A 21,359-nucleotide genomic window follows, 5' to 3' on the forward strand; every position below is an offset into this window, starting at 1 on the left:
CTCTGGTTGCTGGCAGGGAAAGACAAAGTTATATTTTTACTAATTTGAGTTGAGCTAAATAGAAGCAAAATTGAGCAAAGATATATGCTGTTAGTAGCTTGAGATTTAATTAATAGGTTAATAGTTTTTCAGTTTCATCTTACTGGGTTTAAAGATAGTACTCTTCTATCGAAAGTGAGATCAGGGAGTTTAGATTTCGATCAAACTTAATTATCCTTTTATTTGGCTGGAAAAAATGAGATAAAAATGCGTTTTAAAATGATGTTTAACTATTAAAAAAATTAACGTTAATTTATATTTGTGAGCTTTCACTTTCCTCTGCAAATAAATATTTGATGTCATAAATGGGCTTAAAGCTTTAACTTTAGTCAAAAGCGATCGCGCTCCATATTAAATAATCATTTGAATCTTTGCTCCTGATTAATTATTTATTTTTTGGCTATTCAAGCTCAGTTTTTTTCACACAGTTATTAAAAATATTACATAAACCATTAATATAAGGAGAATGCCAGGCTAAAATAACACTAATAATAGAAAAAACTAAACAAATTAAGACAATTATTTGCGTTTTTTTTGTTTTATTTTTAACTGGTTCAACCGTATTTTCTAATGAATAATTATCAGAAAAAGGCTCTAAAAATGTTGTTGGAGTTAAAGAAGCGTAAGCAAAATTATCGGTTGAAATTGTTGACAAAGCCATTAAAACTTCTTGAGCAGATTGATAGCGTTCTTGAGGAACTCTTGCTAGCATTTTATCAATAATATTACCAAAATCTTCTCTTATAGTCACAAAATCTTGCCAGTACCATTTCAGCTTAAAATTATCAAAAAAAGTTTGAGGATGTTTACCAATTAATAATACTAAAGCAGTGACTGCTAAAGCATAAAGATCGCTATTAAAATAGTATTTGCCTTCATTAATTTGTTCGCTTGGAGAATAACCAATCTTACCTACTGCCGTTGGTATTTGTAGTGAATTATGGGAAGCAGTCAGTTGAGTAATAGCTTGTTTATTAACTAAACCAAAATCAATCAGCATTGGCTTATCTGAGCCAATCGGAAGCATAATGTTATCTGGACTAATATCGCGATGAATAATATTATGAGCGTGAATATAACTTAATACTGGTAATAAATCTTTAAGCCATTGAATTACTTCCGTTTCAGAGAAAGTTTTTCCTTCTTGTTGGCGTTGTTGCAGCAGTTCGGCATAAGTATAACCATCAATATACTCTTGTACCAGCAATAATCGTCCTAATTCAGTAAACCAGCCTAAAAATTTAGGAATTTGGGGATGATCAATTTTATTTAAGACTCTTGCTTCTCTTTCAAATAATTCTCGCGATTTATTGACAAAACTTGCTTCTAAATCTCGCGGTGCAAACTCTTTAAGCACACAAAGTTTATTAAAACGTTGTTCGTCTGCTACCAAATAGGTACGACCCATACCACCTTGTCCTATGGTTCTTTTAACTCGGTAGCGTCGTTCAATTAAAGTTCCTGGTAATATCTCTGATAGATAGTCCACAGTAGCTACATTAGTCGTATCCTAGCTTACTTATACCAAGTTGTATTGCACAATAGCACGAAACATCCAAAAAATTTAATAACTTACTTTCCTTTAATACCAGAAACTTTAAGAATGTCTGTAATTGTTGAACAGTAATTTTTTAAACCAAAGGTAGCAGGATTGACAGGATTTTGATAGATAAAATGGCGATATTCTAAAGAAAACCTACTCCAAGAATCCATCTGAATTTTAAATACTTTGATTAAAAAATTAGCCAATTCAATCGAAAGAGGAATACGTCCATAAATTCTTTTATTTAAATAATGACATATTTCTGCGATCGCTTGATTAATTGTGGTGGGGTTATTACCTAAAACTAGTTTTTTGACTCCTATTTCTTGTTGCCATTGACTTAAGTTAATTTGCGGGTTAGCTACTAAATAATTAACAATAGTTGCAATGTCTTGAGCATGGATAAAATGAAAACTGCCATCGGCTTTTAACCAACGAATTAAATCAATCCAACGTAATACTTCTGGTAAACCCGAGGAAAGATGAGATATAGGTTTGTTCTCACTGCCTCCCACTACTAAAGTTGGAAAGACAGCAATAATTTTTTCTGCAATTTCTAACTCGGATAATTTAGTAAAACATTGATATTTAGTCCGAATATAATCTGTTCCGTACTGCTCCGCTTCGGGTAAAAGTTGTTGATTGCGGTCTAAAATACTAGCTGTAGAAAAATAAATTACTTCCTCACAAATTTCGGGATTAAGCATCTTTAATAAAGCAAAAGTTTTCCTGACATTAATGTCATACGCTTCTGTCGTCCCACCCCAAGCAGTAGCAATTAAAATAGCAATATTAATTTGATTAGATAATAAATCTCGATACTTTTCAATCTCTTGCAAATCGCCTTGAAGAAGATGAATTCCCGAACGAGCTTGATAGTCAAATTTCAATTTATCAGGATTTCTAACTAGTAAAAATAATTCGTGGTCTGTTTCTTTAATTAAACTTTCGGTAATATAATGTCCGATGCACCCACTCGCACCTGTAATAAAAATTCCCTTCATGGCAAATACAATTTTTACTTTTATTCAGTTACTATTTCCTGTCAATGAAGCCCAAGGTTTGATTTTTTTCAGTTGTTGAGCTTCAGCACATTGAGTGTGATAGAGTTACTAATCTCGATTAAATTAAACTCAATTGAAGTTGAGTGAGGCTGCGATCGTTTTACAGTGTCCAATCTTTCAATTCTAATTTCTCAATCTTACCCAAATGAAACATTTTGGTTTATGCTGCTTGTGTTATCGAAGTATACTGGCAAAACTGGCATTTTAGGTACGGAGATCAGGCACAACGTTAAATACATTGGTATCGTTCCAGCGATAAATGAAAAAATCTTTGTCCAGCGTGAAAATGGTTGAGATGCCCCGTGTTTCTGCCAGAGCAACCAGAGAGGCATCTGCTAAGTCCATTGGTACATTTTGATATTTCTTCATTAGCGATCGCATTCGGGCTTGTTCGTTAGGAGTTGGGGAATGAACGTCAAGCGCGTTCGTTTCCGCTAATCGCCAAAGGTATTCTTGTGCCAACCAACCGCCGAGCCGTCCGGCAAAGTACATGGCTTCGGTATAACAGCACCAGGTAGTCAGCATCCGTTGACGTAAAGAACGCCAGGTAGACAAAACAAACAACATTCGTGTACTTCCCCTTGTCCTTTATCCACTAGGGCAATTAACGGCGAAGCATCTACCAGAATCATGGCAGACGCAGCCCCTGTTCGGTCATTTTTTCAATAATCGCCTCTTCAAAAACAGTTGGTGGAGAAACAGGACGGAGGTGTTTCCTGCTGTCGAACCCGCCGAGCAGGTGTTCGACCGTGGCAGGGTCAAATTCTTCCGCAACTTCTACCGTTTGTGGCAAGTGATTGGCGATCCAGTCCGCAGGTGTCACCCCACTGGCGTGAGCAGCAGCCAGCAAGCGTTGATACACTCTATCGGGTAAAGCAATTTGATGCTCGAACATCTCACACCTCTTCGATCATGCCATCATTATCAAACATCTTTCAATTTTAAAGTTTATTTTGGTTATCTGGGGCTAATTAAGCAATTACTAATTACTACTGAAAGATTCAAATGCTTATTTAATTATTTCCCCTCCAGTATCGGGAGGGAAAAAAATATTAGAAAAATAACCGCTTTGATATCTTTTTAGGCATGAACAGCCATTAGTTGATCTGCTTGTTTCGCAGTTTCAAAAAAGAAACGGACATTATCTTCAGGAGTACCAACTAAAACTCCATGTCCCAAATTGAGAATATGTCCCCGATTTCCTGCTTTACGAATGGTATCTAAAATACGTTGACGAATAACATCGTGCGAACCAAATAAGACACCAGGATCGATATTACCCTGAACATTCATGTCTTTGCCTAATCTTTGTCTAGCTTCTGCCATGTCGACTGTCCAGTCAACACTAACAAGATCTACTCCAGACTTACCCATTCTTTCTAAGACACCAGCACTACCACTGATATAAAGAATTAAAGGTGTGTCGGGATGAGTTTCTTTAACTTGACGAACTACTTGCTGTTGATAGGGTAAAGCAAAAACTTCGTAATCTTGAGGACTTAATTCTCCAGCCCAAGAATCGAACATTTGAACTACCTGCGCGCCACAATCGATTTGATAACGCACATAAGTTGCGATCGCATCTGCTAATTTACTGAGAAACTGATGTAACATAGCAGGTTCAGAAAATGCCATGCCTTTAATCACAGAATAATTTTTGGAACTTTTACCTTCAATGGCATAAGCAGCTAAAGTCCACGGCGCACCGACAAAACCTAACACAGTCGATTGATTACCAACTTCAGCACGTAAACTTTGCAAAATAGTTTTGATAAAAGGTAAAGATTCTTCTGGATGGAGAGGATGTAATTGATCTACTTGTGCTTGAGTACGAATAGGAGTTTCAAATAAAGGACCTTTACTTTCAACAATATCAAAATCAATACCGATGCCTGGTAAGGGAGTTAAAATATCAGAAAACATAATCACCCCATCGGGTTGAAATGCTCGCCAGGGTTGCAAAGAAATTTCAATCGCAATCTCAGGATTTTCCGATCTTTCCCGAAATCCTGGATATTTATCCCGCAAATCTCTATATACTTTCATATATCTACCCGCTTGACGCATCATCCAAACAGGAGGACGATCTAATACTTCACCACGAGCAGCACGTAATAATAAAGGAATTTCTGGTGAACTTGTCATACTAGTTTGACCTTCTTATAAGCATTTTTTAGCGCAATTGCTAGCTTACCATCACGTGAGTTATCAATTGTGGTCAGGATTGTGTAGTTATGTGTACTTAACTTAGTTACACCACTAAAATAATTTTGTTAGGTATGATGATTCAAAATACAATTCAAGAAAAAAATGCCTGTTCGGGTAGTTGAAATTCTCTCTGCTGAAGAAATTCGTCGTACTTTGACTCGTCTAGCTTCTGAGATCATCGAAAAATCTGGGAATTTGAACGAGATAGTTTTGCTTGGTATTTATACTAGAGGAGCTTCTCTTGCTAATCTGTTGGCACAGCAAATCGAGATGTTAGAAAACATCAAAGTGCCAATGGGAGCGATCGATATTACTTTTTATCGAGACGATTTAGATAAAATCAGTGTTCGTACTCCTGAAAAAACTAAAATTCCTGTAGATTTAACTGGCAAAACCGTAGTATTAGTAGATGATGTAATCTATAAAGGTCGTACTATTCGCGCTGCCCTTAATGCAGTTACCGAATATGGTCGACCAGAATCGATCAGGTTAGTGGTATTAGTAGATCGAGGACATCGAGAATTACCTATTCATCCTGATTTTACTGGTAAAAAATTACCAACTGCCAAAGAAGAACAAGTCAAAGTCTATCTGCAAAGTGTAGATGGTAAAGATGGAGTGGAATTGATTAGAGGTGACGACAACAACTAATACCCAGACACGTAAAGCAGATCATTTGCGAATTTGTTTGGAAGAAGATGTACAGTTTCATCGTTTGACGAACGGTTTTGATCAGTACCGTTTTACTCACTGTTGTTTGCCAGAATTAGATTTTACAGAGATTGAGACCGAAACTACTTTTTTGGGTAAGCAATTGGGTGCGCCTCTGTTGATTTCTTCGATGACTGGCGGTACGGAAGAAGCTAAAATGATTAACTATCGTTTGGCAGAAGTAGCTCAAACCTACCGTTTGGCGATGGGAGTAGGTTCGCAACGAGTAGCGGTGGAAAACCCCGACGTGGCAGATACCTTTGCCGTGCGATCGCTTGCCCCTGATGCTTTATTATTTGCTAATCTTGGTGCGGTACAGCTTAATTACACTTATGGTTTAGAGCAGTGTTTACGGGTGGTAGAGATTCTTGAAGCTGATGCTTTAATTCTTCATCTTAATCCTCTACAAGAGTGTATCCAACCCAAAGGAGATACTAATTTTAAAGGTTTACTCGATAAAATCCATCAGCTATGCGAGCAAATTTCTGTTCCTGTCATTGCGAAGGAAGTAGGTAACGGCATTTCTGCATCGATGGCAGGAAAATTGCTTGAAGCAGGAGTAGTTGCGATCGATGTTGCTGGTGCAGGAGGTACTTCCTGGGCAAAAGTAGAAAGTGAGAGGGCAGAAAATAATTTACAAAGAAGATTGGGAAAAACCTTTGCTGATTGGGGTTTACCTACCGCAGATTGTTTAGTTGAGATCCGCCACAACTATCCTGATATTCCTTTGATTGCTTCTGGTGGTTTACGAGATGGAATGGAAGTAGCTAAAGCGATCGCACTTGGGGCAGATTTGGCAGGTTTAGCTTTTCCTTTTTTACAAGCAGCTTCTGAGTCTCCTACTGCTTTGGATGAATTGGTACAGTTGTTGATTGCTGAAATTAAAACGGTTTTATTTTGTACAGGCAATCAAAATCTTACTGAGTTAAAGCGATCGCATTCTTTGCACAAGATTAGTTAAATCCCATCATAAAATTAGTAGGGGTGATTCATGAATCTTCCCTACAGAATGTGTCTAAGTTTTTCTTTGGTAAAACAATTCAAAATCTTGGCAAAAACAAGCTAAAAATTCTCCTCGAACTAAATCTTGAAGTCTAATCCAACCACAATTAGGTAATAATTGTTCCATTTGAGATTTATGTTGTGCTAAAGCTTTCTTTTTCTGTGACAAAACGTCTTGAATATCAACTCGACAATGAAATGTTTGCACAAATTCAACTCCAAAACGAGCGTAAACAGTGCTTTTTAAAACTGATAAAGCTTCTTTGAGATTAGCACCAAAACTCGTCCAAGGAAAATGTCGCCAAAACCAGATAGGATATTCATACACTGTAGCTGGAAGTCTCAATTGCTCTAAAGCAGCAATCACAATTTGATTAGTAGCAATATGATCGGAAATTACATCTCGATGATAGGGAATAAAAATTTCTTTCGGTTGATAAGTTTGCAGAATTTCTACGACTTTTTCAATTCCTTGCTCTTGAAATCTTTGTAAATTGCCGTCTTTATACTCTAAAAACAGCACATCTTCTGATGATACACCTAAAACTTCAGCAGCAGCGATCGCTTCTTGCGTTCTGATTTGTTTTAACTTTGCTGCGGGTATCAAATGAGCATGAGAACCACTACCATCGGTCATAAAAACAATTTTAACGGTTGCTCCTGCTTGTTTTTTACGAATAATTGTACCGCCACAACCCAACGTTTCATCGTCTTGATGAGGAGCAAACACAATCGTTGATTTTTGCCAATTTTCTGGGTTGTATTGCTTTAGTTTGGAATTAAGAATCGATTGATAGATTTTTCTGATTAATTTAACCATGTTGAAGCAGATTCTGATAAATATCCAGCAGATTTTCAGTGACTCTATCCCAACAAAATAACTTTAATACTCTCTGACGACCAGCTTTACCCATTGCTTTACAAGTATCTTCATTCTGAAGTAACTGTAAAATAGCTTGAACTAAAGACTCAGTATCTGCTGATTCAGCTAATAATCCTACTTTGCCTTCCTCAATCACATTAGGCATTCCCCCCGCTTTAGCACCAATCACAGCAATTTCCATTGCCATTGCCTCTACTAAACTCATACCAAACGCTTCACTAAGAGAAGGATTGATCACCAGATCTGCTTGACGATAATAATCAACTAATTCAAGCTGATTTAAAGGACCTGTAAATTGATTTTTATCTGCAATTTCTGGTTCAATTTGCGATTGAATATACTCAAAATAATCTTGAGATTTCTGATAAAAGCGGATTAAGTTTTGAACTTTTGGGTTATCATCTAAACGAACTAAAAACTCAGGACAAACAATTGCTTTTGGTCCTGCAATAGTTAAAGTAGTATTTGGATGTTGTTTAACTACTTGTTTGAAAGCATCTACTAAAATATGTATGCCTTTTTCTGGTGAAATTCTTCCTACAAATAAGATATTTTTATTTTTTTTTGAAGAGTAATCTTGAGTTTGATTCTGAGAATAATTATTCGTAAAAAGTGTAGTATCTACTCCATTGTAGACAGTTTGAAATCGATTGTCTAAATGAGAAAAACGCTTACTTGATTTTTCAGTAAGATAATCACTACAACTAATTACTAAATCAATATATTGTAGTCGTCGATTGATCATTTCCCAATTCAGTTGATTTAACCACTCACAATGCATATGTAAAACAATTTTACTGTGAGGATTAAAAGCTTTAATAATGGGTGCAAATTGAGAAAAATTATGAATATGGATCAGATCGCATTGCTCTTTTTGTAGGCTCTTGGCTACCTGATAAATATAGCCTAAACCATAAAGACGTGAAGCAAAAAAAGGTCGTTGAGGAGAAGTTATTTGCCATCGGTCTAAGATTCTAAATATTTTCAAATATTTGTCAAAATTTGATGAGATCCCGTGATACTCTATTCCCGATTCTTGATAAACCGACGGATAATTATTATCTTTTAAACCATAATAAAGAACTTGTGTAGAGTTATTTAAACGGCGAGCAACTTGATAAGTCCAGATACCAAGAGAATCACAACCTATAATTGGACGAGCAAACGACCAAGGTTGAGCAACAAAAGCTATTTTCATAAATTAGTAGATAAAGAGTTTAGCCCGTTTGATCAATCATATTCAAGAGAAGTTCGCAGCGAATGTCCTCAATCAAGATTTAGATAATAATATCAGAATTGATAAATTAAAGATATACAGTTTTGATAGATCTTAAGTAATAATAATCATATTTTTGAGCTATAAATATAGTTTTTAATCGATGTTAATTATAGCTAAAGTCAGATTTAAACTTGGGTACTTTTTTTTGAGAATCTTTTCTATTTAAAGAAAGACTAACTACCATATATACAGTCCAAATAATAGAATTGTGTTTCATTACAGAACTTTCAGTCAAATTATAAAGAAAAAAGCAGGATAAATAAGTTAAATGCCAAAGAGCTTCGGGAGCAAAATTTAGACGTGCATAAACAAAAGCTCTTTGAAAAGCAAAAATAAAACTACATAAAAATAAAATTAAACCAACAATTCCCAAATCAGCAGTTAAGTCCAAAAAGCCGTTATGGGCATCAGGAACTAGAAAATTGATAGCAACATAAGAACCAACAATTTCTGACATATTGCTCTCGGAATTCCAAAAACCACCTCTTCCGTAACCAAGCCAAGGTTTTTGTCGAATTTGATCAATTACACCGTTCCACAATTCTGTACGACCACTTAATGTTATGTCTTTACCTAAGCTAGTAACAATTAGTTCTGCATTTCCTATTAAAAGAACCACTACAGAAGCAATAAATAAACCAATGAGAGTCAAAATCAAAATAGATCTTGGGTTACGCCAGCGTAAAGTTCGATAAAATTGCAAAAGACCAACTATAGACAGAAATACAACCAGTCCAGTTTTAGAAGTAGATAACAACAACATCACAAATGATAAAAATAATCCTGTCCAAGTCAAATAACGGTATTTACGAAAAATAATACATAGAAATAAAAATACTAAAGAACTGAGAACAGCAATTTGCGCTAAAAAGTTTTTTTGGTCAAAAGCTCCTTGCCAAGCTCCAATATGTACTTCTGAATCTATTCCTAATCCAGGAAATAATAAGGTGTAGATAAAATTGAAAATTATAACAATAATTAATGCTATACCTAGTAACTTGAGTTGTTGTTTGGTGGTATAGCAAGAAGCCAGATAAACTCCTACTAAAGCTGTTTGCCAAGCAACAATACTATTACTAAAAGTATCGCCAGGTACATTAGACCAAAGAGAAGACAAAACTGCTAAGGTTAATAACAGCCAAATAAAAGGGTCATTGATTGCTGTATTAATCGTTCTTTGCCAACGAGCTAAAACTAGTAAAAAAACTAATCCGTAAAGTAAATATTGAATTCCTGAGATGACGGGTAATGGAAACAAGTTATAACAAGTTCCTGTTAGATAGATTAAACAACTAACAATTAAAACCCTTTCTCCTAATCTGACTAATTCAGGCATATTATTAAATGTAATCAACTAGCTTGGATAAATTAGATTTAATTCAAGTCTTAATTGCTTTAATTCTGTTTAAATCAATTAAAACCAAAAATTACATAATTAATTTACTTGTAAAATTTGAGTGTATTTTTCTATCGATTTTTCTAAAGAAAATTCAAAAGCTCTTTGTTTGAGAAGCTCTGAATCTAGCGGTTGTTGAAGAGTGGCAATAATTGCTTGAGCAATTCCTTGAATATCTCCAATTTCCACTAACTTGCCATATTTACCACCAGCTAAAATTTCCCAGGGACCACTAGGACAATTGGTAGCAACCACAGGAGTACCACCAGCCATGGCTTCAATTAAGACAGTTGGTAAACCTTCATAAAGAGAAGAAAGAACAAATACGCTTGCTTTTGCCATGTAAGCATAAGGATTATTAACAAATCCTGGTAAAGCTACTGCTTCGGTTAAATCTAATTGTTTTACTAAAGCTTCTAAACTAGAGCGATCGCTTCCTTCGCCTAGAATCATTAATCGTGCAGGAATTTGTTGACGAACCTTCGCCAAAGCTCGAATTAAAGTGGGAAAATCTTTTTGTTTATCCAATCTTCCTACACCTACTATGACAGGAGGTTGATTCGGTGCAAACCAAGGATGAGTGACTGGTTCGTTAACTTTTTGCGCTATTTCTGGTGTAACGACAGGATTATGAATTACTTGAATTAACTGAGGAGATAAACCTAATTTAATTAAATCATCCGCTACACCCTGAGAAACAGGAACGATTGCGTTTGACCAAGGATAAAATAAACGAACCATTATGGGAGCTAAGCGTTTTTTTAAACTAGTTCCATGTTTAAATTCTTGAGAAACGGTATTTTGAACGTTAACTACTACTTTAGTTGCCACACGAGCTAAATGCTTTGCTGCGATCGCAACAACATTAGTATCTTCCAGACTAGAAAGTAACGCCTGTGGTTGTTCTCGTTTTAAGTAATTAACTAAGTCACCGATACTAGCGATGAGACGTTTGCCACCAAAATCAATCATGTTGACTTGAGGATCGACTAGCGGTACAAAAGGACCTTCGCGTTTAACTAAAATTAGGTCTACTGTAATTCCTTGTTGAACTAGACCATTGATTAAATTGACCATTGATCTTTCTGCACCACCACCATCCAAGGAGGTTAAGAAAACTGTCAGTTTTGCCATCTTTCACTTAGATTCTTTTTAATAATTGAATTCAAAGAAAACTCATTAAATATTTTTCTTAAAATATAATAAATTGCTCGCAATCTAATTAAATTTTTTTCTTTGATAGTTAAAGACTTAAAATAATCTTGAAATAATTTTTGATTAAAATCCGAAATTTGGTAATACCAGATCAAAGATAAACTTAAGGCAATATATTTATCTGTAAGTTTTTTTAAAGCAGGAAAATTGTGTTTAAGCCAATAACTTAAAAGTATATAAATTTTCGCCTGAGTTTGTTGATGATTTTTAGTTAAAGTAAAGCGGTTATTATTGTGAATTCTTTGTAAAACTAGAGGTTTGCCTAACACAAAACCTGGACTTAAGTATAAGGCAGCGTGTTGTAAATAAGAGTCGCCAATACTAATTCCTTTTCCTTCAGGCATTGGTAAAATTTGCTCAAGCAAACCGCGATTAAAACATAGTCCTGAAGTAGGTGGAATTTCAAAATAATGAGCAGTGCCTGTAATTTTACCTTGTTGAATACTGGCTCTGAGGTCACATTTGAAAGAAGGATTTTTGGGACTATTATTTAATGTTTGCTTGCCATTTTGATCTACTAATTGAACATCATGAAAACACCAGTTTAGTTCTGGGTTGTTTTGCAATGTAGTTACTACTTCTGCTACTTTTTTAGGTACAAAGATATCATCAGCATCAAGAAAACAAATTATGTCTCCTGAACTTGCAGCAAACCCTGCATTAAAAGCAGAAGCTTGACCGCCATTTTCTTTAAAAATTGGTATGATTGCTGCTTGAAAATGATTGATGATTGTTCGAGAATTATCCGTAGAACCATCATCAACCACAATAATTTCTATGGGTTGATAAGTTTGTCGTAAAGCACTGTTAATCGCTTCAGCAATAAAATTTGCATAATTATAATTATTAATTATGATGCTAACCAAAGGTTTTTTTTTCATATTTAATTATGAGATTAATAACTTTAGCGATTTTTGAATAAACCATTTAAAGTCATTGCTTTAGTCATGACCCGACCCATTGGACGAGCAGGAGGATACAGAAAACACATAATATAATCGGCAAAGCCATAAGAAATGACTGTGGCGATCGCTGCTCCCACTGCGCCATAAATAGGAATTAACCACCAATTTAAAATAATATTTAAAATTGCACCCAAAACACTAGCTGCTAAAGCAAATTTAGTTAATTCTTCGGTAGCAATCCAAACTTCTTTGATATAGCCTAAAAAACCAAAAACTGAAGCCCAAATATGAATTGATAAAACCGTTCCTGCTGCTGCATACTCCGAACCAAACACAAACACTACTAAAAAGTGAGACAAAAAGGTCATGGGTATGGCGATCGCATAAACAATGAGAGTTAATAAATTAGCAAGTTTCTGAATTTTTTGGTAATAAAGCTCTTCACTGACTTGTTTGGCACTAATAATAGCAGGAGAAAAAGACTTAACAATTGCCAAGACCATAAAAGGCCATACCTCTGACAGTTTCACTGCTGCTGAATAAATTCCCACTTCTTGATTGCTAGCTAGTTGACCAAGCATAACTTGATCGATCCGCAGGTAAACTACAATAGCTAAACTGGATAAAATCAGTGGCCAGCTTACTCTCATCATCTGTTTGGCTCTCAGCAGTTTACTCCGCCAATTGATAATTTTGCCTGTAGTTTTTTGATAAGCGATCGCTATAAAAATGTTGGCAATCAAACTTTCGATCAAAAATGTCCACGCAAAGGCAATCAAAGAAGCTTGAGTTTCTAGCAGGATAACTCTGACTACTGAAATAATCAAAAATGACGTATTTCTTGCCCAAACACCATATTTAGCTTGTACCTGAGATTGAAATAGTTGGTCTACAACATCAATCGGTTGAAACACAAGTCGAAGAGCTAGAATTAGAACTAAAATTTGACTCAGTTGGTCTTCAGGACGAAGCACGAAAATTGCGATCAAACTGAGCAAAAAAGTTCCTACTCCAGCAAGCGTTCTTAAAATAAAAGCTGTGCCTAAAATCTCATTTTTTCGCTCTGGTTCACTGACTAAATCCCTAATTATGATTTGATTTAATCCTAAATCAGCTAGATTACCAAACAGATCGACAAAAGCTATTCCATAATTTAATAAACCAAATTGAGCAGTTCCTAAATATCTGGCAATCCAAGCTAGCACGAAAAAACCGACACCCATTCGTAAAATTCTCTCAATTAACAACCAACTGATATTGCTGAGAATTTTTCTGAGGTTTGGGCTACTCAGTTTATTAGAAAAGGCAAAAAGCTTTTTACGCATCAACTCGCTTTAATTTTTAATTGTTTTGATTTTCGTTCGACTGAGTTATAGTCGTTACATATCTGTTACCGTAGTTTTTAGCGTAAGCTTTGGCATGATAGTAGTAACTGTCTGGTTCATATTTAGTAACTACTCCATTAACAACTAAGCCTAAAATCTTTTGTCCTGATTGTTCTAACATTTCTTTACTAGCATTAGCACTACTAGGTTCAATTACACCAGGACGAACTACCATTAAAATTCCATCTGCTAATTTACCGATAGTTAGTGCATCAGCAAACAATAATAATGGTGGTGTATCAAAAATAATTAAGTCATAATCTTGTTGTAATTCCTCAAAGAGCGATCGCATTTGAGGAGAATTTAGTAAAGCCAAAGCATTAGGCAAAGCTTTACCTGCCGTCAACACATCTAAATTAGGAATAACCGATTTAATTGCTTGGTCGAGCAGATTTTGATTTTGAAGTACATCGAGCAAACCAACTGAGTTGTCTAATTCCCAGATCTCTTGTTGCTGAGGATGATGAACATCGGCATCGATCAACAGTACTTTTTTGCCTAATTGAGCAACTGCAGTAGCTAAATTCGACGAAACTGTCGATTTTCCTTCTTGAGGAATTGAACTAGTTATGACAATTGATTTTAAATCTTCCTGATGCTCCAAAAATTGTAAATTCGCTTGTACCATTCGGTAAGCTTCACTCATCAAAGAATGAGGAACTTCTTGAACTAAACGTCCTGGTACAGTAGGTTCTTGCATCTCCACCCCTGGTAAAAATTTCTGGGGTTGAGAATGAGGAATCATTCCTAATAGTCTGTAATTCAACAAACTGCGTACTTCTTTGGTAGTTTTTAAAGAAGGATCTCTCAGTTCAAGAATCAAAGCTGTGACAACATACAACAAACTACCAGCAAATAATCCAGCAGCGAGCATCGCCGACTTACTTAAGGTTACAGGAAACTCTGATGCGATCGCAGGACTAACTATCTGCGCATTATTAACATTCTGATTTTCAGCAATTTGTGCTTGTTGAAGATTTCTCAGTAAAGTTTGATACGCTGTTTGAGCAACTTCCAATTTTCGCTCCAAATCTCTCTGTTGCTCTTGTAGTTGAGGTAGAAGATTAGACCTTTGTCTGTAATTTGCTTTAGCTTCAGTGAGCGATTGTAATTCTTTTGCTAAAGATTTGCGCTCAACTTCATAATTAACCAAATTTTGAGCAAGTCCTTTTTCAATGTCTCCTGTTTGCAGATTACCACCAACAGAACCGATGGAGCGTCCTGTTCTACGAGCTAGTTCTTGTTCTAAATAAGCTTTTTCTTCTTGGAGAGCAATAATACTGGGATTATTGTCCTGAAAACGGCTTCGCTCGCTTGCTAATTGATTTTCAACATCTTTTAGCTTGGTAACCAACTGTTGAACTGCTGGAGAATCATTCAAAGTGTTTAAACTTAAAGCTTCTTGAGAGCTAATACCTAATTTAAGTTCTAATTCTCGAATTCTTTCGTTAACTTTACCTAAATTGGCTTTAACCTGATCGATTCGATTATCTATGTCTCCCAATTGATTAACAGATAATTGACTTTCCACTCCCAGATTAACAACCTGATATTTTTCTTGAAAAGCTCTTAAATTTGCTTCAGCTTGTTTTAATTGTTGTTCAGTTTTGGGTAACTGTTGAGTAATAAACTCTTTGGCTGAAGATGCTGCTGTACGATTGACAGAGACATTTTGATTGACATAGTTATCCATTAAAGTGTCAACAATCAACTGTGCTTGTTGCGGGTCTGGGTCTTGATAGCTGACTTGCAAAATATCTGTATCGGGAATATTGGTAACTTCTAAATTTCTTAAAAAAGTCTCGTAAGTAATTAATTCACCTTTGTCATCCTTTAAATTTAAAGTTTGAATTGTTTTTTGAACAACTGGTGCAGAACGAATCACTTCAGCTTCTGTATCAACAGGAGAACCTTCAAATTTTAAAGCATCTAATCTGCCAATTTTTTCTCCTGCTTCAGTAACTAAAGCAGAAGTAGCATTTTCTTTAATAAATTTAAGCTTACCAGCAGCTTCGTATTTTTTTTCGGAAAATAAAGCTAACAAAGCTGCAATTATAACTGTTATTAAAAAAACTCCAGTCGCTGGAACACTATGACGCTTTAAAATTAGCCAATATTTTTGAAAATCTAAATCTTCTGGTGGTGTTGGCATTTCCATAATAATATCTATAATCCTTTAGTTAAAGTTTAATTTTTGCATATTTTTAGCGCATCTTGGTAAAGTTTCGATAAAGAAATGCTGTATTTTTGAATGCTAAATGCAGCAACTTTATTTCTAGCTGCCTGGCTAATTTTGTCTCTCAAATCTAAATTTTCTAGTAAACATTCAATCGCAGTTTTAAGTTGTTGGCTATTACCTGGTTCAACTAACCAACCTGTTTCGCTGTGAAAAATAACTTCCCCAATGCCACCTACGGGTGTAGTAATTACTGGTATTGCCCAACTCATAGCTTCTAATAACGCCATTGGCAAACCTTCATTGTAAGAAGGTAACAAAAAAAGATCTACTTGAGCTAATAATTGATTTCTTTGTTCACGATTTACCCAACCACAAAAATCAATTTTTTCCTCAATTCCCAACTCTTGAGCCAGGTTCAAAGTTTCATTAATCTCACCACTACCAGCAATAATTAATTTTATTTTATGACTTAATTCTGCTTTAACTAAAGCGATCGCTTTGAGCAAATCATAAATTCCTTTACGTTGATTAATTTTACCGAGAAACAATAATTTAAACTGCTCATCCTGATTTTTAGTTGGTAGTTGTTGTGGAAAATCTACAGGATTATGCAATACAACTACTTTTTGAGCGGGAATATGGCAATGAGAAATATAAAACTTTCTCCAACTTTCAGACAAAACGATTAAATAAGTAGGTTTTTGTAAAATCCAATTCAGAAATTTTCTGAAAATAGGGTTAAGTCGAGCATGAAAAGTATGAAACTCTGCTCCATGAGCATGAAGAATTACTGGTTTATTAAACAATAAAGCAATCAAAATTAATCCAGAATTACGCCAAGCACTTCCTCTTTCTGACAAATGAAGATGTAGTAAATCTACTTTTTGTTGTAGAAGTAGCCCAATTAATTGCCATATTGCCAAACAAAATACTTGCAAAGATTCCAACTTGGTCAGATTAGGCCCATTCCAAGTACTAATATGTTGAAATTGTATTTCTGGAGTAGCTGACTCTATAATTAAATTAGATACCGCGCCCATTCCTCCTTGTTCTTGAAGACTCGGTCCTAACATAATTACTCTAGTAGGTTGTATTTCTGGGTTAGCAGTTATGAAATTTTTGCGTTTGTCTGTTTGTTTATTGTGAAAAGATTTTCCTAGTTTTGCAGATGTAATCATTAGGATAGATATTTAGAGTAATAGTTACATTTACTTAGCAGTGCTTCAACTTTGATTAGTCAGTTTATGTAAAAGTACATAAAGACAATGATATTGTCAAAAATGTTAATTTCAGGTGAAACCACTTAGTTAAAATTTTCTCATAACTAAACCTGATAGGTTTTATTATTAAAGTTTATCAATTATGAGAAGAGAAATATTTAACTCATAATTTTAAAGATCTAAGTTCAGTAATACTTGCTGAAAATTAAGAAAAAAATGTTTGTTCGCTCCTCGTTTAAATTCTTCAGTTTCTGGTTATTAATTCCGCTCGTGGCTGGATGCAGTTCGACCACAGTTAATTCCGAAAAAATCACTATTGGTGTGATTGGTTACGGAGAAGAAGCAGTGTCAGTAGAAAAGTATCAACAGTTACAAGAGTACTTAGCCCAAGAAACTAACTCAATTGTTGAACTAGAACCTGCTTATAATGAATTACAGGCTCTAGAACAAATTAGAAGAAATAATTGGTCAATTGTTTTTGCTCCGCCGGGATTAGCAGCAATAGCAATTGGTCAACAAATGTACTTACCTATTTTTCCCTTAGCCAAGGTAAGTAGCTTAGAACGATCAGTTTTTGTAGTTCGTGAAGACAGTCAAATCAATCAAGTTAGTCAATTAGCGAATCAAATTGTTGCTTTGGGTCAACCCGGATCAGCAGCAGGCTATTATTTGCCTCTATATGACTTATATGGTTTAACTTTGGCAAAAATAATTTTCGCTCCTACCCCCGAACAACTGCTTAACCTATTGGCACAAGGAAAAGCGGTAGCGGGAGCTTTATCAGAAAATGAGTTTGAACGTTATCGAAGTAAATTCGGCGAGACTAAGTTTCGAGTTATTCATACTAGTCGCTGGATTCCCGCCGGGGTAGTTCTAATTGGCCCTACCGTCGAGCGTAATCAGCAAGAGAACATTAAAACGGTAATGAGTCAAGCTCCTTCAGAACTAGTTTCCGATGCAGGTTATGTTCTTGGCTCCAAAATTCCTGATTATCAAGAATTTATCAAATTAGTCAACAAAGTACAACCGATTGAAAGACAAGTAAATAATGAACCTGTGGTTTTGGTAGCTCCTCAAAAAACAAGTGGGAATTAAAAAAAATCTACCTTGCTTAATTTAGTAGGTAAACTTAACTTCTGCCTTTTGCCTCCTGCTTAAAACGATTAACTTTGTACCTCATTGAGCGCGAAAATTGCTATGAGTTACAACATTAAAATTATTTTATACGGCTAAAACTTTTGTTTCATGATGATTTGCTTAAGAAATTGTATCTATTTTGCAAACTAAACTTTGATAAGTGCAATTTACTTAGTAGCTTCGCTTAACTACTTCTTTTACTAGTATTTTAATTTGAATTTGATTTGATAGGATGTCTTTGATTATATAAATTTGACTAGCATTTAAATTAACTATGCAAAGAGCTATTTATCGTATTCTTGATACTAATTTAGATCGTGCTAGAGAAGGATTACGAATAATTGAAGAATGGTGTCGTTTAGGATTAAACAATTCTCAATTAGCCGAAGAATGTAAAAATATGCGACAAGAGCTTGCCGAATGGCACACTGCTCAACTACGCCAAGCTAGGGATACTCCTGGGGATGTGGGAACTGAGTTAACTCATCCTAAAGAAGAAAATCGAGATGATATTGAACATCTGTTAAGAGCCAATCTTTGTAGAACCCAAGAAGCATTAAGAGTAATTGAAGAATATAGTAAGCTCTACAAACCGCAGTTGGGTATAGCTGCCAAACAGATGCGATATCAAATTTATACTTTAGAAAGTAATTTGTTAACTAATCATCGTCTTCAACAACTTCAAAATGCGAGTCTTTATTTGGTAACTTCTCCTTCAGAACAAATTTTGGCAGTAGTCGATGCAGCACTGCAAGCAGGATTGACTTTAGTTCAGTATCGAGAAAAAACGGCTGATGATACTTTGCGATTGACTCAAGCTCAACAATTGTGCCAATTATGTCATCAGTATGGAGCTTTGTTTTTGGTTAATGACCGAGTTGATTTAGCCTTGGCAGTTGATGCTGATGGAGTTCATTTAGGACAACAAGATCTGCCTATTGCCTTAGCTAGAGAAATTTTAGGTCCGCAAAAAATTATTGGTCGCTCGACAACTAATCCTGAAGAGATGGCAAAAGCGATCGCAGAAGGAGCAGATTATCTTGGAGTAGGACCAGTCTATGAAACTCCAACCAAACCGAATAAAACTGCAGCAGGGTTTGATTATCTTCGTTATGCTGCAGCTAATTCGCCGATTCCCTGGTTTGCGATTGGAGGAATTGATTTAAATAATCTCAATGAGGTTTTGCTCAATGGAGCGCAACGAGTGGCAGTAGTTCGCGCTATCATGCAAGCAGAACAACCTGGTATGATTACTCGACAATTTTTGTCTGAGCTAGGTAGGCAGCAAAGGCTTCTAGACCTAGGCACCCACTTAATTTAACTCTATGTTTGATACCAATACCACAATCACTTTACAAATCAACGGCGAACCTCATAGTTGTTCTGCGCTCACTCTATTACCCGAGCTTCTTAACGAATTGGGTTTGAATCCCCGATTACTAGCAGTTGAATATAATGGAGAAATTCTTCATCGTCAATATTGGTCGGCAACTCAATTACAACATGGCGATCGCTTAGAAATCGTAACAATTGTTGGTGGTGGCTAGCAATAAGTGAACAATTATTTAATAGTTAATCTTTTTTCTTTGATATGAATCGCATACGTCCAAAAAACACTAAATTCTGGTTTAAATCTTTACTCGTCTTAGGATTAATTTTCACACTGGTCTTTGGTAGTGCTAACGATGCTTTAGCAGCCCGTACAGGAGGCAGAATTGGGGGAGGTTCTTTCCGTTCTCCCAGCCGTACTTACTCTCCTCCTTCAGGTGGTTATCGCTCTAGTCCTAGTCCTGGTTATGGTTATGGCTATCCAGGTGGAGGAGGCATTGGTTTTCCGTTTTTACTTCCTTTCTTTGGTTTTGGTGGCTTTGGTGGTTTATTTTCGATCCTAATTTTTATTGCGATCGCTAATTTTTTGGTCAGAAGTTTCAGTAATGCTGGAGCAGGTGGTACTGTAGGCTATAGCGATCCTACTCGTGTGTCTGTAGCTCAAGTACAAGTAGGTTTGCTTTCTAGTGCCAGAGAACTTCAGCAGGAATTAAATCAATTAGCTTTGACTGCTGATACTGGTTCGGCTGCGGGTCGTGCTGCTGTACTACAAGAAGCAGCTTTGGCTTTATTACGCCATCCTGAATATTGGGTTTATGGTGCAGCAGAATCTCAACAAACTAGTATAGATGCAGCAGAAGCTAAATTTAACCAGTTAGCTTTAACTGAACGTAGCAAATTTACTGAAGAAACTCTGTCTAATGTAGATAGTTTGATGCGTCAAGGTTATGAATCTCTGCCTGCTGGTGGTGGAGAATTAAGCAATCAACTACAACAAGAATCAGGAGAATATATTATGGCTACTGTGATTGTTGGAGTAGAAGGTCGCTTAGAATTACCAAAAATCAATGACTCTGAAGATTTGCGTCGAGCATTACAGCAGATTGGTAGTATTGGTAGCGATCGCTTGTTAGCAGTTGAAGTGTTGTGGACTCCTCAAGCAGAAGGTGACACTCTTAGCACAAACGATATTTTGGCTCATTATCCTAATGTGAAATTAGTTTAAGCTATTTTGCTCGGCTTTGTTGTCCGCCCTAATCAGGTGGACATTTTTTTCTTTTCTAGAGTTAAAGATACGATTAATGAGTTAATCAAGTCGTCAAATTGATAGCGTTTCTTCTCTAGATAAGGTCAACTATGAACAAAAACCCTTATCTTAGCGGGTATCTCATAAAGCGTCAAAATTGCTATAGCCTTTCTCGCTCTTGGTGAGGTACACCACTATCAGTGACCAGTTATCAGTTATCAGTCACCAGTTTTTTACTTTTTACTTTACTAATAACCATTAACATAAGCGAAGCGCACTACCGTAAGTCTCAACTATCAACTATCAACTATCAACGCTCTACCAGGAAAATGAATTGTATCTCATTCATCTGAGAACCGCTATATATTTATATTTGTATACCAAGAAGATTGGTTGAAGCATTAACGAGACTATTTTGAGATTCGACACAAAAATACTTCAAACTAATAGTCTTATTCTCTACAAAATTTCTTAAATTTAATCAAAACTATCTTAACAGGACACAAATTGAGTTAAAATAACTGAGCTTTTCCTAATGTAGATGGAAGATTAGTTTCTACTAGTTATCTTGCTGCTGATATCCTTTAAGCTTTGGCAGATGCTTTTGAACAATAGTTT

Annotated in this window: 19 protein-coding genes; 6 read left to right on the top strand and 13 right to left on the bottom strand. The window is 35.7% G+C overall.

The annotated features are described in order from the left end of the window. Positions 1 to 439 precede the first annotated feature (439 nt). From STA7437_RS08985 to hemE, 5 genes are all read right to left on the bottom strand, one after another. A complete protein-coding gene (locus STA7437_RS08985) occupies positions 440 to 1,528 on the bottom strand; it encodes a serine/threonine-protein kinase (protein WP_015193070.1) in 1,089 nt (362 codons plus the stop codon). Positions 1,529 to 1,611: 83 nt separating this feature from the next. Beyond that, positions 1,612 to 2,586, bottom strand: coding sequence for an NAD-dependent epimerase/dehydratase family protein (locus STA7437_RS08990; RefSeq protein WP_015193071.1), 975 nt, complete (start codon positions 2,584 to 2,586; stop codon positions 1,612 to 1,614). Positions 2,587 to 2,850: 264 nt separating this feature from the next. Next, positions 2,851 to 3,201 carry a type II toxin-antitoxin system VapC family toxin gene (locus STA7437_RS08995; RefSeq protein ID WP_216087104.1) on the bottom strand — a complete coding sequence of 117 codons (351 nt, stop codon included), beginning with the start codon at positions 3,199 to 3,201 and terminating at the stop codon, positions 2,851 to 2,853. Between the two features lie 73 nt (positions 3,202 to 3,274). Continuing rightward, positions 3,275 to 3,541 carry a hypothetical protein gene (locus STA7437_RS09000; RefSeq protein ID WP_015193072.1) on the bottom strand — a complete coding sequence of 89 codons (267 nt, stop codon included), beginning with the start codon at positions 3,539 to 3,541 and terminating at the stop codon, positions 3,275 to 3,277. Between the two features lie 185 nt (positions 3,542 to 3,726). Next, a complete protein-coding gene (gene hemE / locus STA7437_RS09005; protein ID WP_015193073.1) occupies positions 3,727 to 4,791 on the bottom strand; it encodes a uroporphyrinogen decarboxylase in 1,065 nt (354 codons plus the stop codon). Between the two features lie 165 nt (positions 4,792 to 4,956). Between hemE and pyrR the strand changes: the two genes are divergently transcribed. Next, positions 4,957 to 5,505 carry a bifunctional pyr operon transcriptional regulator/uracil phosphoribosyltransferase PyrR gene (gene pyrR / locus STA7437_RS09010; RefSeq protein ID WP_015193074.1) on the top strand — a complete coding sequence of 183 codons (549 nt, stop codon included), beginning with the start codon at positions 4,957 to 4,959 and terminating at the stop codon, positions 5,503 to 5,505. Continuing rightward, positions 5,489 to 6,526, top strand: coding sequence for a type 2 isopentenyl-diphosphate Delta-isomerase (fni, locus tag STA7437_RS09015; protein ID WP_015193075.1), 1,038 nt, complete (start codon positions 5,489 to 5,491; stop codon positions 6,524 to 6,526). The genes pyrR and fni overlap by 17 nt, the downstream gene beginning before the upstream one ends. A 54-nt stretch (positions 6,527 to 6,580) precedes the next feature. Here the strand turns inward: fni and STA7437_RS09020 are convergent, their stop codons facing one another. From STA7437_RS09020 to STA7437_RS09055, 8 genes are all read right to left on the bottom strand, one after another. Further along, the gene (locus STA7437_RS09020) at positions 6,581 to 7,387 is read right to left on the bottom strand and encodes a PIG-L deacetylase family protein (RefSeq protein WP_015193076.1); all 807 of its coding nucleotides are present in this window, start codon (positions 7,385 to 7,387) and stop codon (positions 6,581 to 6,583) included. After that, complete coding sequence (locus tag STA7437_RS09025; RefSeq protein ID WP_015193077.1) at positions 7,380 to 8,648, bottom strand: glycosyltransferase; 1,269 nt, start codon at positions 8,646 to 8,648, stop codon at positions 7,380 to 7,382. Before STA7437_RS09025 ends, STA7437_RS09020 begins: the two co-directional genes overlap by 8 nt. 184 nt (positions 8,649 to 8,832) lie before the next feature. Continuing rightward, on the bottom strand, positions 8,833 to 10,065 hold the full coding sequence (locus STA7437_RS09030) for an O-antigen ligase family protein (RefSeq protein ID WP_015193078.1): 1,233 nt from the start codon (positions 10,063 to 10,065) through the stop codon (positions 8,833 to 8,835). Positions 10,066 to 10,164: 99 nt separating this feature from the next. Further along, the gene (locus STA7437_RS09035) at positions 10,165 to 11,259 is read right to left on the bottom strand and encodes a glycosyltransferase (protein ID WP_015193079.1); all 1,095 of its coding nucleotides are present in this window, start codon (positions 11,257 to 11,259) and stop codon (positions 10,165 to 10,167) included. Then, the gene (locus STA7437_RS09040; protein WP_015193080.1) at positions 11,247 to 12,221 is read right to left on the bottom strand and encodes a glycosyltransferase family 2 protein; all 975 of its coding nucleotides are present in this window, start codon (positions 12,219 to 12,221) and stop codon (positions 11,247 to 11,249) included. The genes STA7437_RS09035 and STA7437_RS09040 overlap by 13 nt, the downstream gene beginning before the upstream one ends. Before the next feature lie 23 nt (positions 12,222 to 12,244). Next, positions 12,245 to 13,570 (bottom strand): flippase, encoded by a 1,326-nt coding sequence (locus STA7437_RS09045; RefSeq protein ID WP_015193081.1) that lies wholly within the window; start codon positions 13,568 to 13,570, stop codon positions 12,245 to 12,247. Positions 13,571 to 13,586: 16 nt separating this feature from the next. After that, positions 13,587 to 15,788 carry a GumC family protein gene (locus STA7437_RS09050; protein ID WP_015193082.1) on the bottom strand — a complete coding sequence of 734 codons (2,202 nt, stop codon included), beginning with the start codon at positions 15,786 to 15,788 and terminating at the stop codon, positions 13,587 to 13,589. 29 nt (positions 15,789 to 15,817) lie between these two features. Continuing rightward, positions 15,818 to 16,987 carry a glycosyltransferase family 4 protein gene (locus STA7437_RS09055; RefSeq protein ID WP_015193083.1) on the bottom strand — a complete coding sequence of 390 codons (1,170 nt, stop codon included), beginning with the start codon at positions 16,985 to 16,987 and terminating at the stop codon, positions 15,818 to 15,820. Between the two features lie 258 nt (positions 16,988 to 17,245). On the opposite strand from STA7437_RS09055, the gene STA7437_RS09060 reads away from it, so the two are divergent. From STA7437_RS09060 to STA7437_RS09075, 4 genes are all read left to right on the top strand, one after another. Then, positions 17,246 to 18,124, top strand: a complete 879-nt coding sequence (locus tag STA7437_RS09060) for a phosphate/phosphite/phosphonate ABC transporter substrate-binding protein (RefSeq protein ID WP_015193084.1) — start codon at positions 17,246 to 17,248, stop codon at positions 18,122 to 18,124. Positions 18,125 to 18,440: 316 nt separating this feature from the next. Next, entirely contained in the window at positions 18,441 to 19,487 is a 1,047-nt protein-coding gene (locus STA7437_RS09065) for a thiamine phosphate synthase (protein ID WP_015193085.1), read from the top strand. A 4-nt stretch (positions 19,488 to 19,491) separates the two neighbouring features. Further along, positions 19,492 to 19,713: a sulfur carrier protein ThiS gene (gene thiS / locus STA7437_RS09070; RefSeq protein WP_015193086.1), complete on the top strand. Its 222-nt coding sequence runs from the start codon at positions 19,492 to 19,494 to the stop codon at positions 19,711 to 19,713. 44 nt (positions 19,714 to 19,757) lie between these two features. Continuing rightward, positions 19,758 to 20,720: a DUF1517 domain-containing protein gene (locus STA7437_RS09075; protein ID WP_015193087.1), complete on the top strand. Its 963-nt coding sequence runs from the start codon at positions 19,758 to 19,760 to the stop codon at positions 20,718 to 20,720. The last annotated feature ends 639 nt before the right edge of the window (positions 20,721 to 21,359 follow it).

This window comes from Stanieria cyanosphaera PCC 7437, assembly GCF_000317575.1.
Taxonomy (GTDB): domain Bacteria; phylum Cyanobacteriota; class Cyanobacteriia; order Cyanobacteriales; family Xenococcaceae; genus Stanieria; species Stanieria cyanosphaera.

Bases quoted from the DNA above. Each gene is read 5' to 3' on its own strand.
- STA7437_RS08990 (WP_015193071.1), bottom strand. From the start codon at position 2,586: ATGAAGGGAATTTTTATTACAGGTGCGAGTGGGTGCATCGGACATTAT.
- STA7437_RS09000 (WP_015193072.1), bottom strand. From the start codon at position 3,541: ATGTTCGAGCATCAAATTGCTTTACCCGATAGAGTGTATCAACGCTTG.
- hemE (WP_015193073.1), bottom strand. From the start codon at position 4,791: ATGACAAGTTCACCAGAAATTCCTTTATTATTACGTGCTGCTCGTGGT.
- pyrR (WP_015193074.1), top strand. From the start codon at position 4,957: ATGCCTGTTCGGGTAGTTGAAATTCTCTCTGCTGAAGAAATTCGTCGT.
- STA7437_RS09020 (WP_015193076.1), bottom strand. From the start codon at position 7,387: ATGGTTAAATTAATCAGAAAAATCTATCAATCGATTCTTAATTCCAAA.
- STA7437_RS09025 (WP_015193077.1), bottom strand. From the start codon at position 8,648: ATGAAAATAGCTTTTGTTGCTCAACCTTGGTCGTTTGCTCGTCCAATT.
- STA7437_RS09030 (WP_015193078.1), bottom strand. From the start codon at position 10,065: ATGCCTGAATTAGTCAGATTAGGAGAAAGGGTTTTAATTGTTAGTTGT.
- STA7437_RS09035 (WP_015193079.1), bottom strand. From the start codon at position 11,259: ATGGCAAAACTGACAGTTTTCTTAACCTCCTTGGATGGTGGTGGTGCA.
- STA7437_RS09040 (WP_015193080.1), bottom strand. From the start codon at position 12,221: ATGAAAAAAAAACCTTTGGTTAGCATCATAATTAATAATTATAATTAT.
- STA7437_RS09045 (WP_015193081.1), bottom strand. From the start codon at position 13,570: ATGCGTAAAAAGCTTTTTGCCTTTTCTAATAAACTGAGTAGCCCAAAC.
- STA7437_RS09050 (WP_015193082.1), bottom strand. From the start codon at position 15,788: ATGGAAATGCCAACACCACCAGAAGATTTAGATTTTCAAAAATATTGG.
- STA7437_RS09055 (WP_015193083.1), bottom strand. From the start codon at position 16,987: ATGATTACATCTGCAAAACTAGGAAAATCTTTTCACAATAAACAAACA.
- STA7437_RS09060 (WP_015193084.1), top strand. From the start codon at position 17,246: ATGTTTGTTCGCTCCTCGTTTAAATTCTTCAGTTTCTGGTTATTAATT.
- STA7437_RS09065 (WP_015193085.1), top strand. From the start codon at position 18,441: ATGCAAAGAGCTATTTATCGTATTCTTGATACTAATTTAGATCGTGCT.
- thiS (WP_015193086.1), top strand. From the start codon at position 19,492: ATGTTTGATACCAATACCACAATCACTTTACAAATCAACGGCGAACCT.
- STA7437_RS09075 (WP_015193087.1), top strand. From the start codon at position 19,758: ATGAATCGCATACGTCCAAAAAACACTAAATTCTGGTTTAAATCTTTA.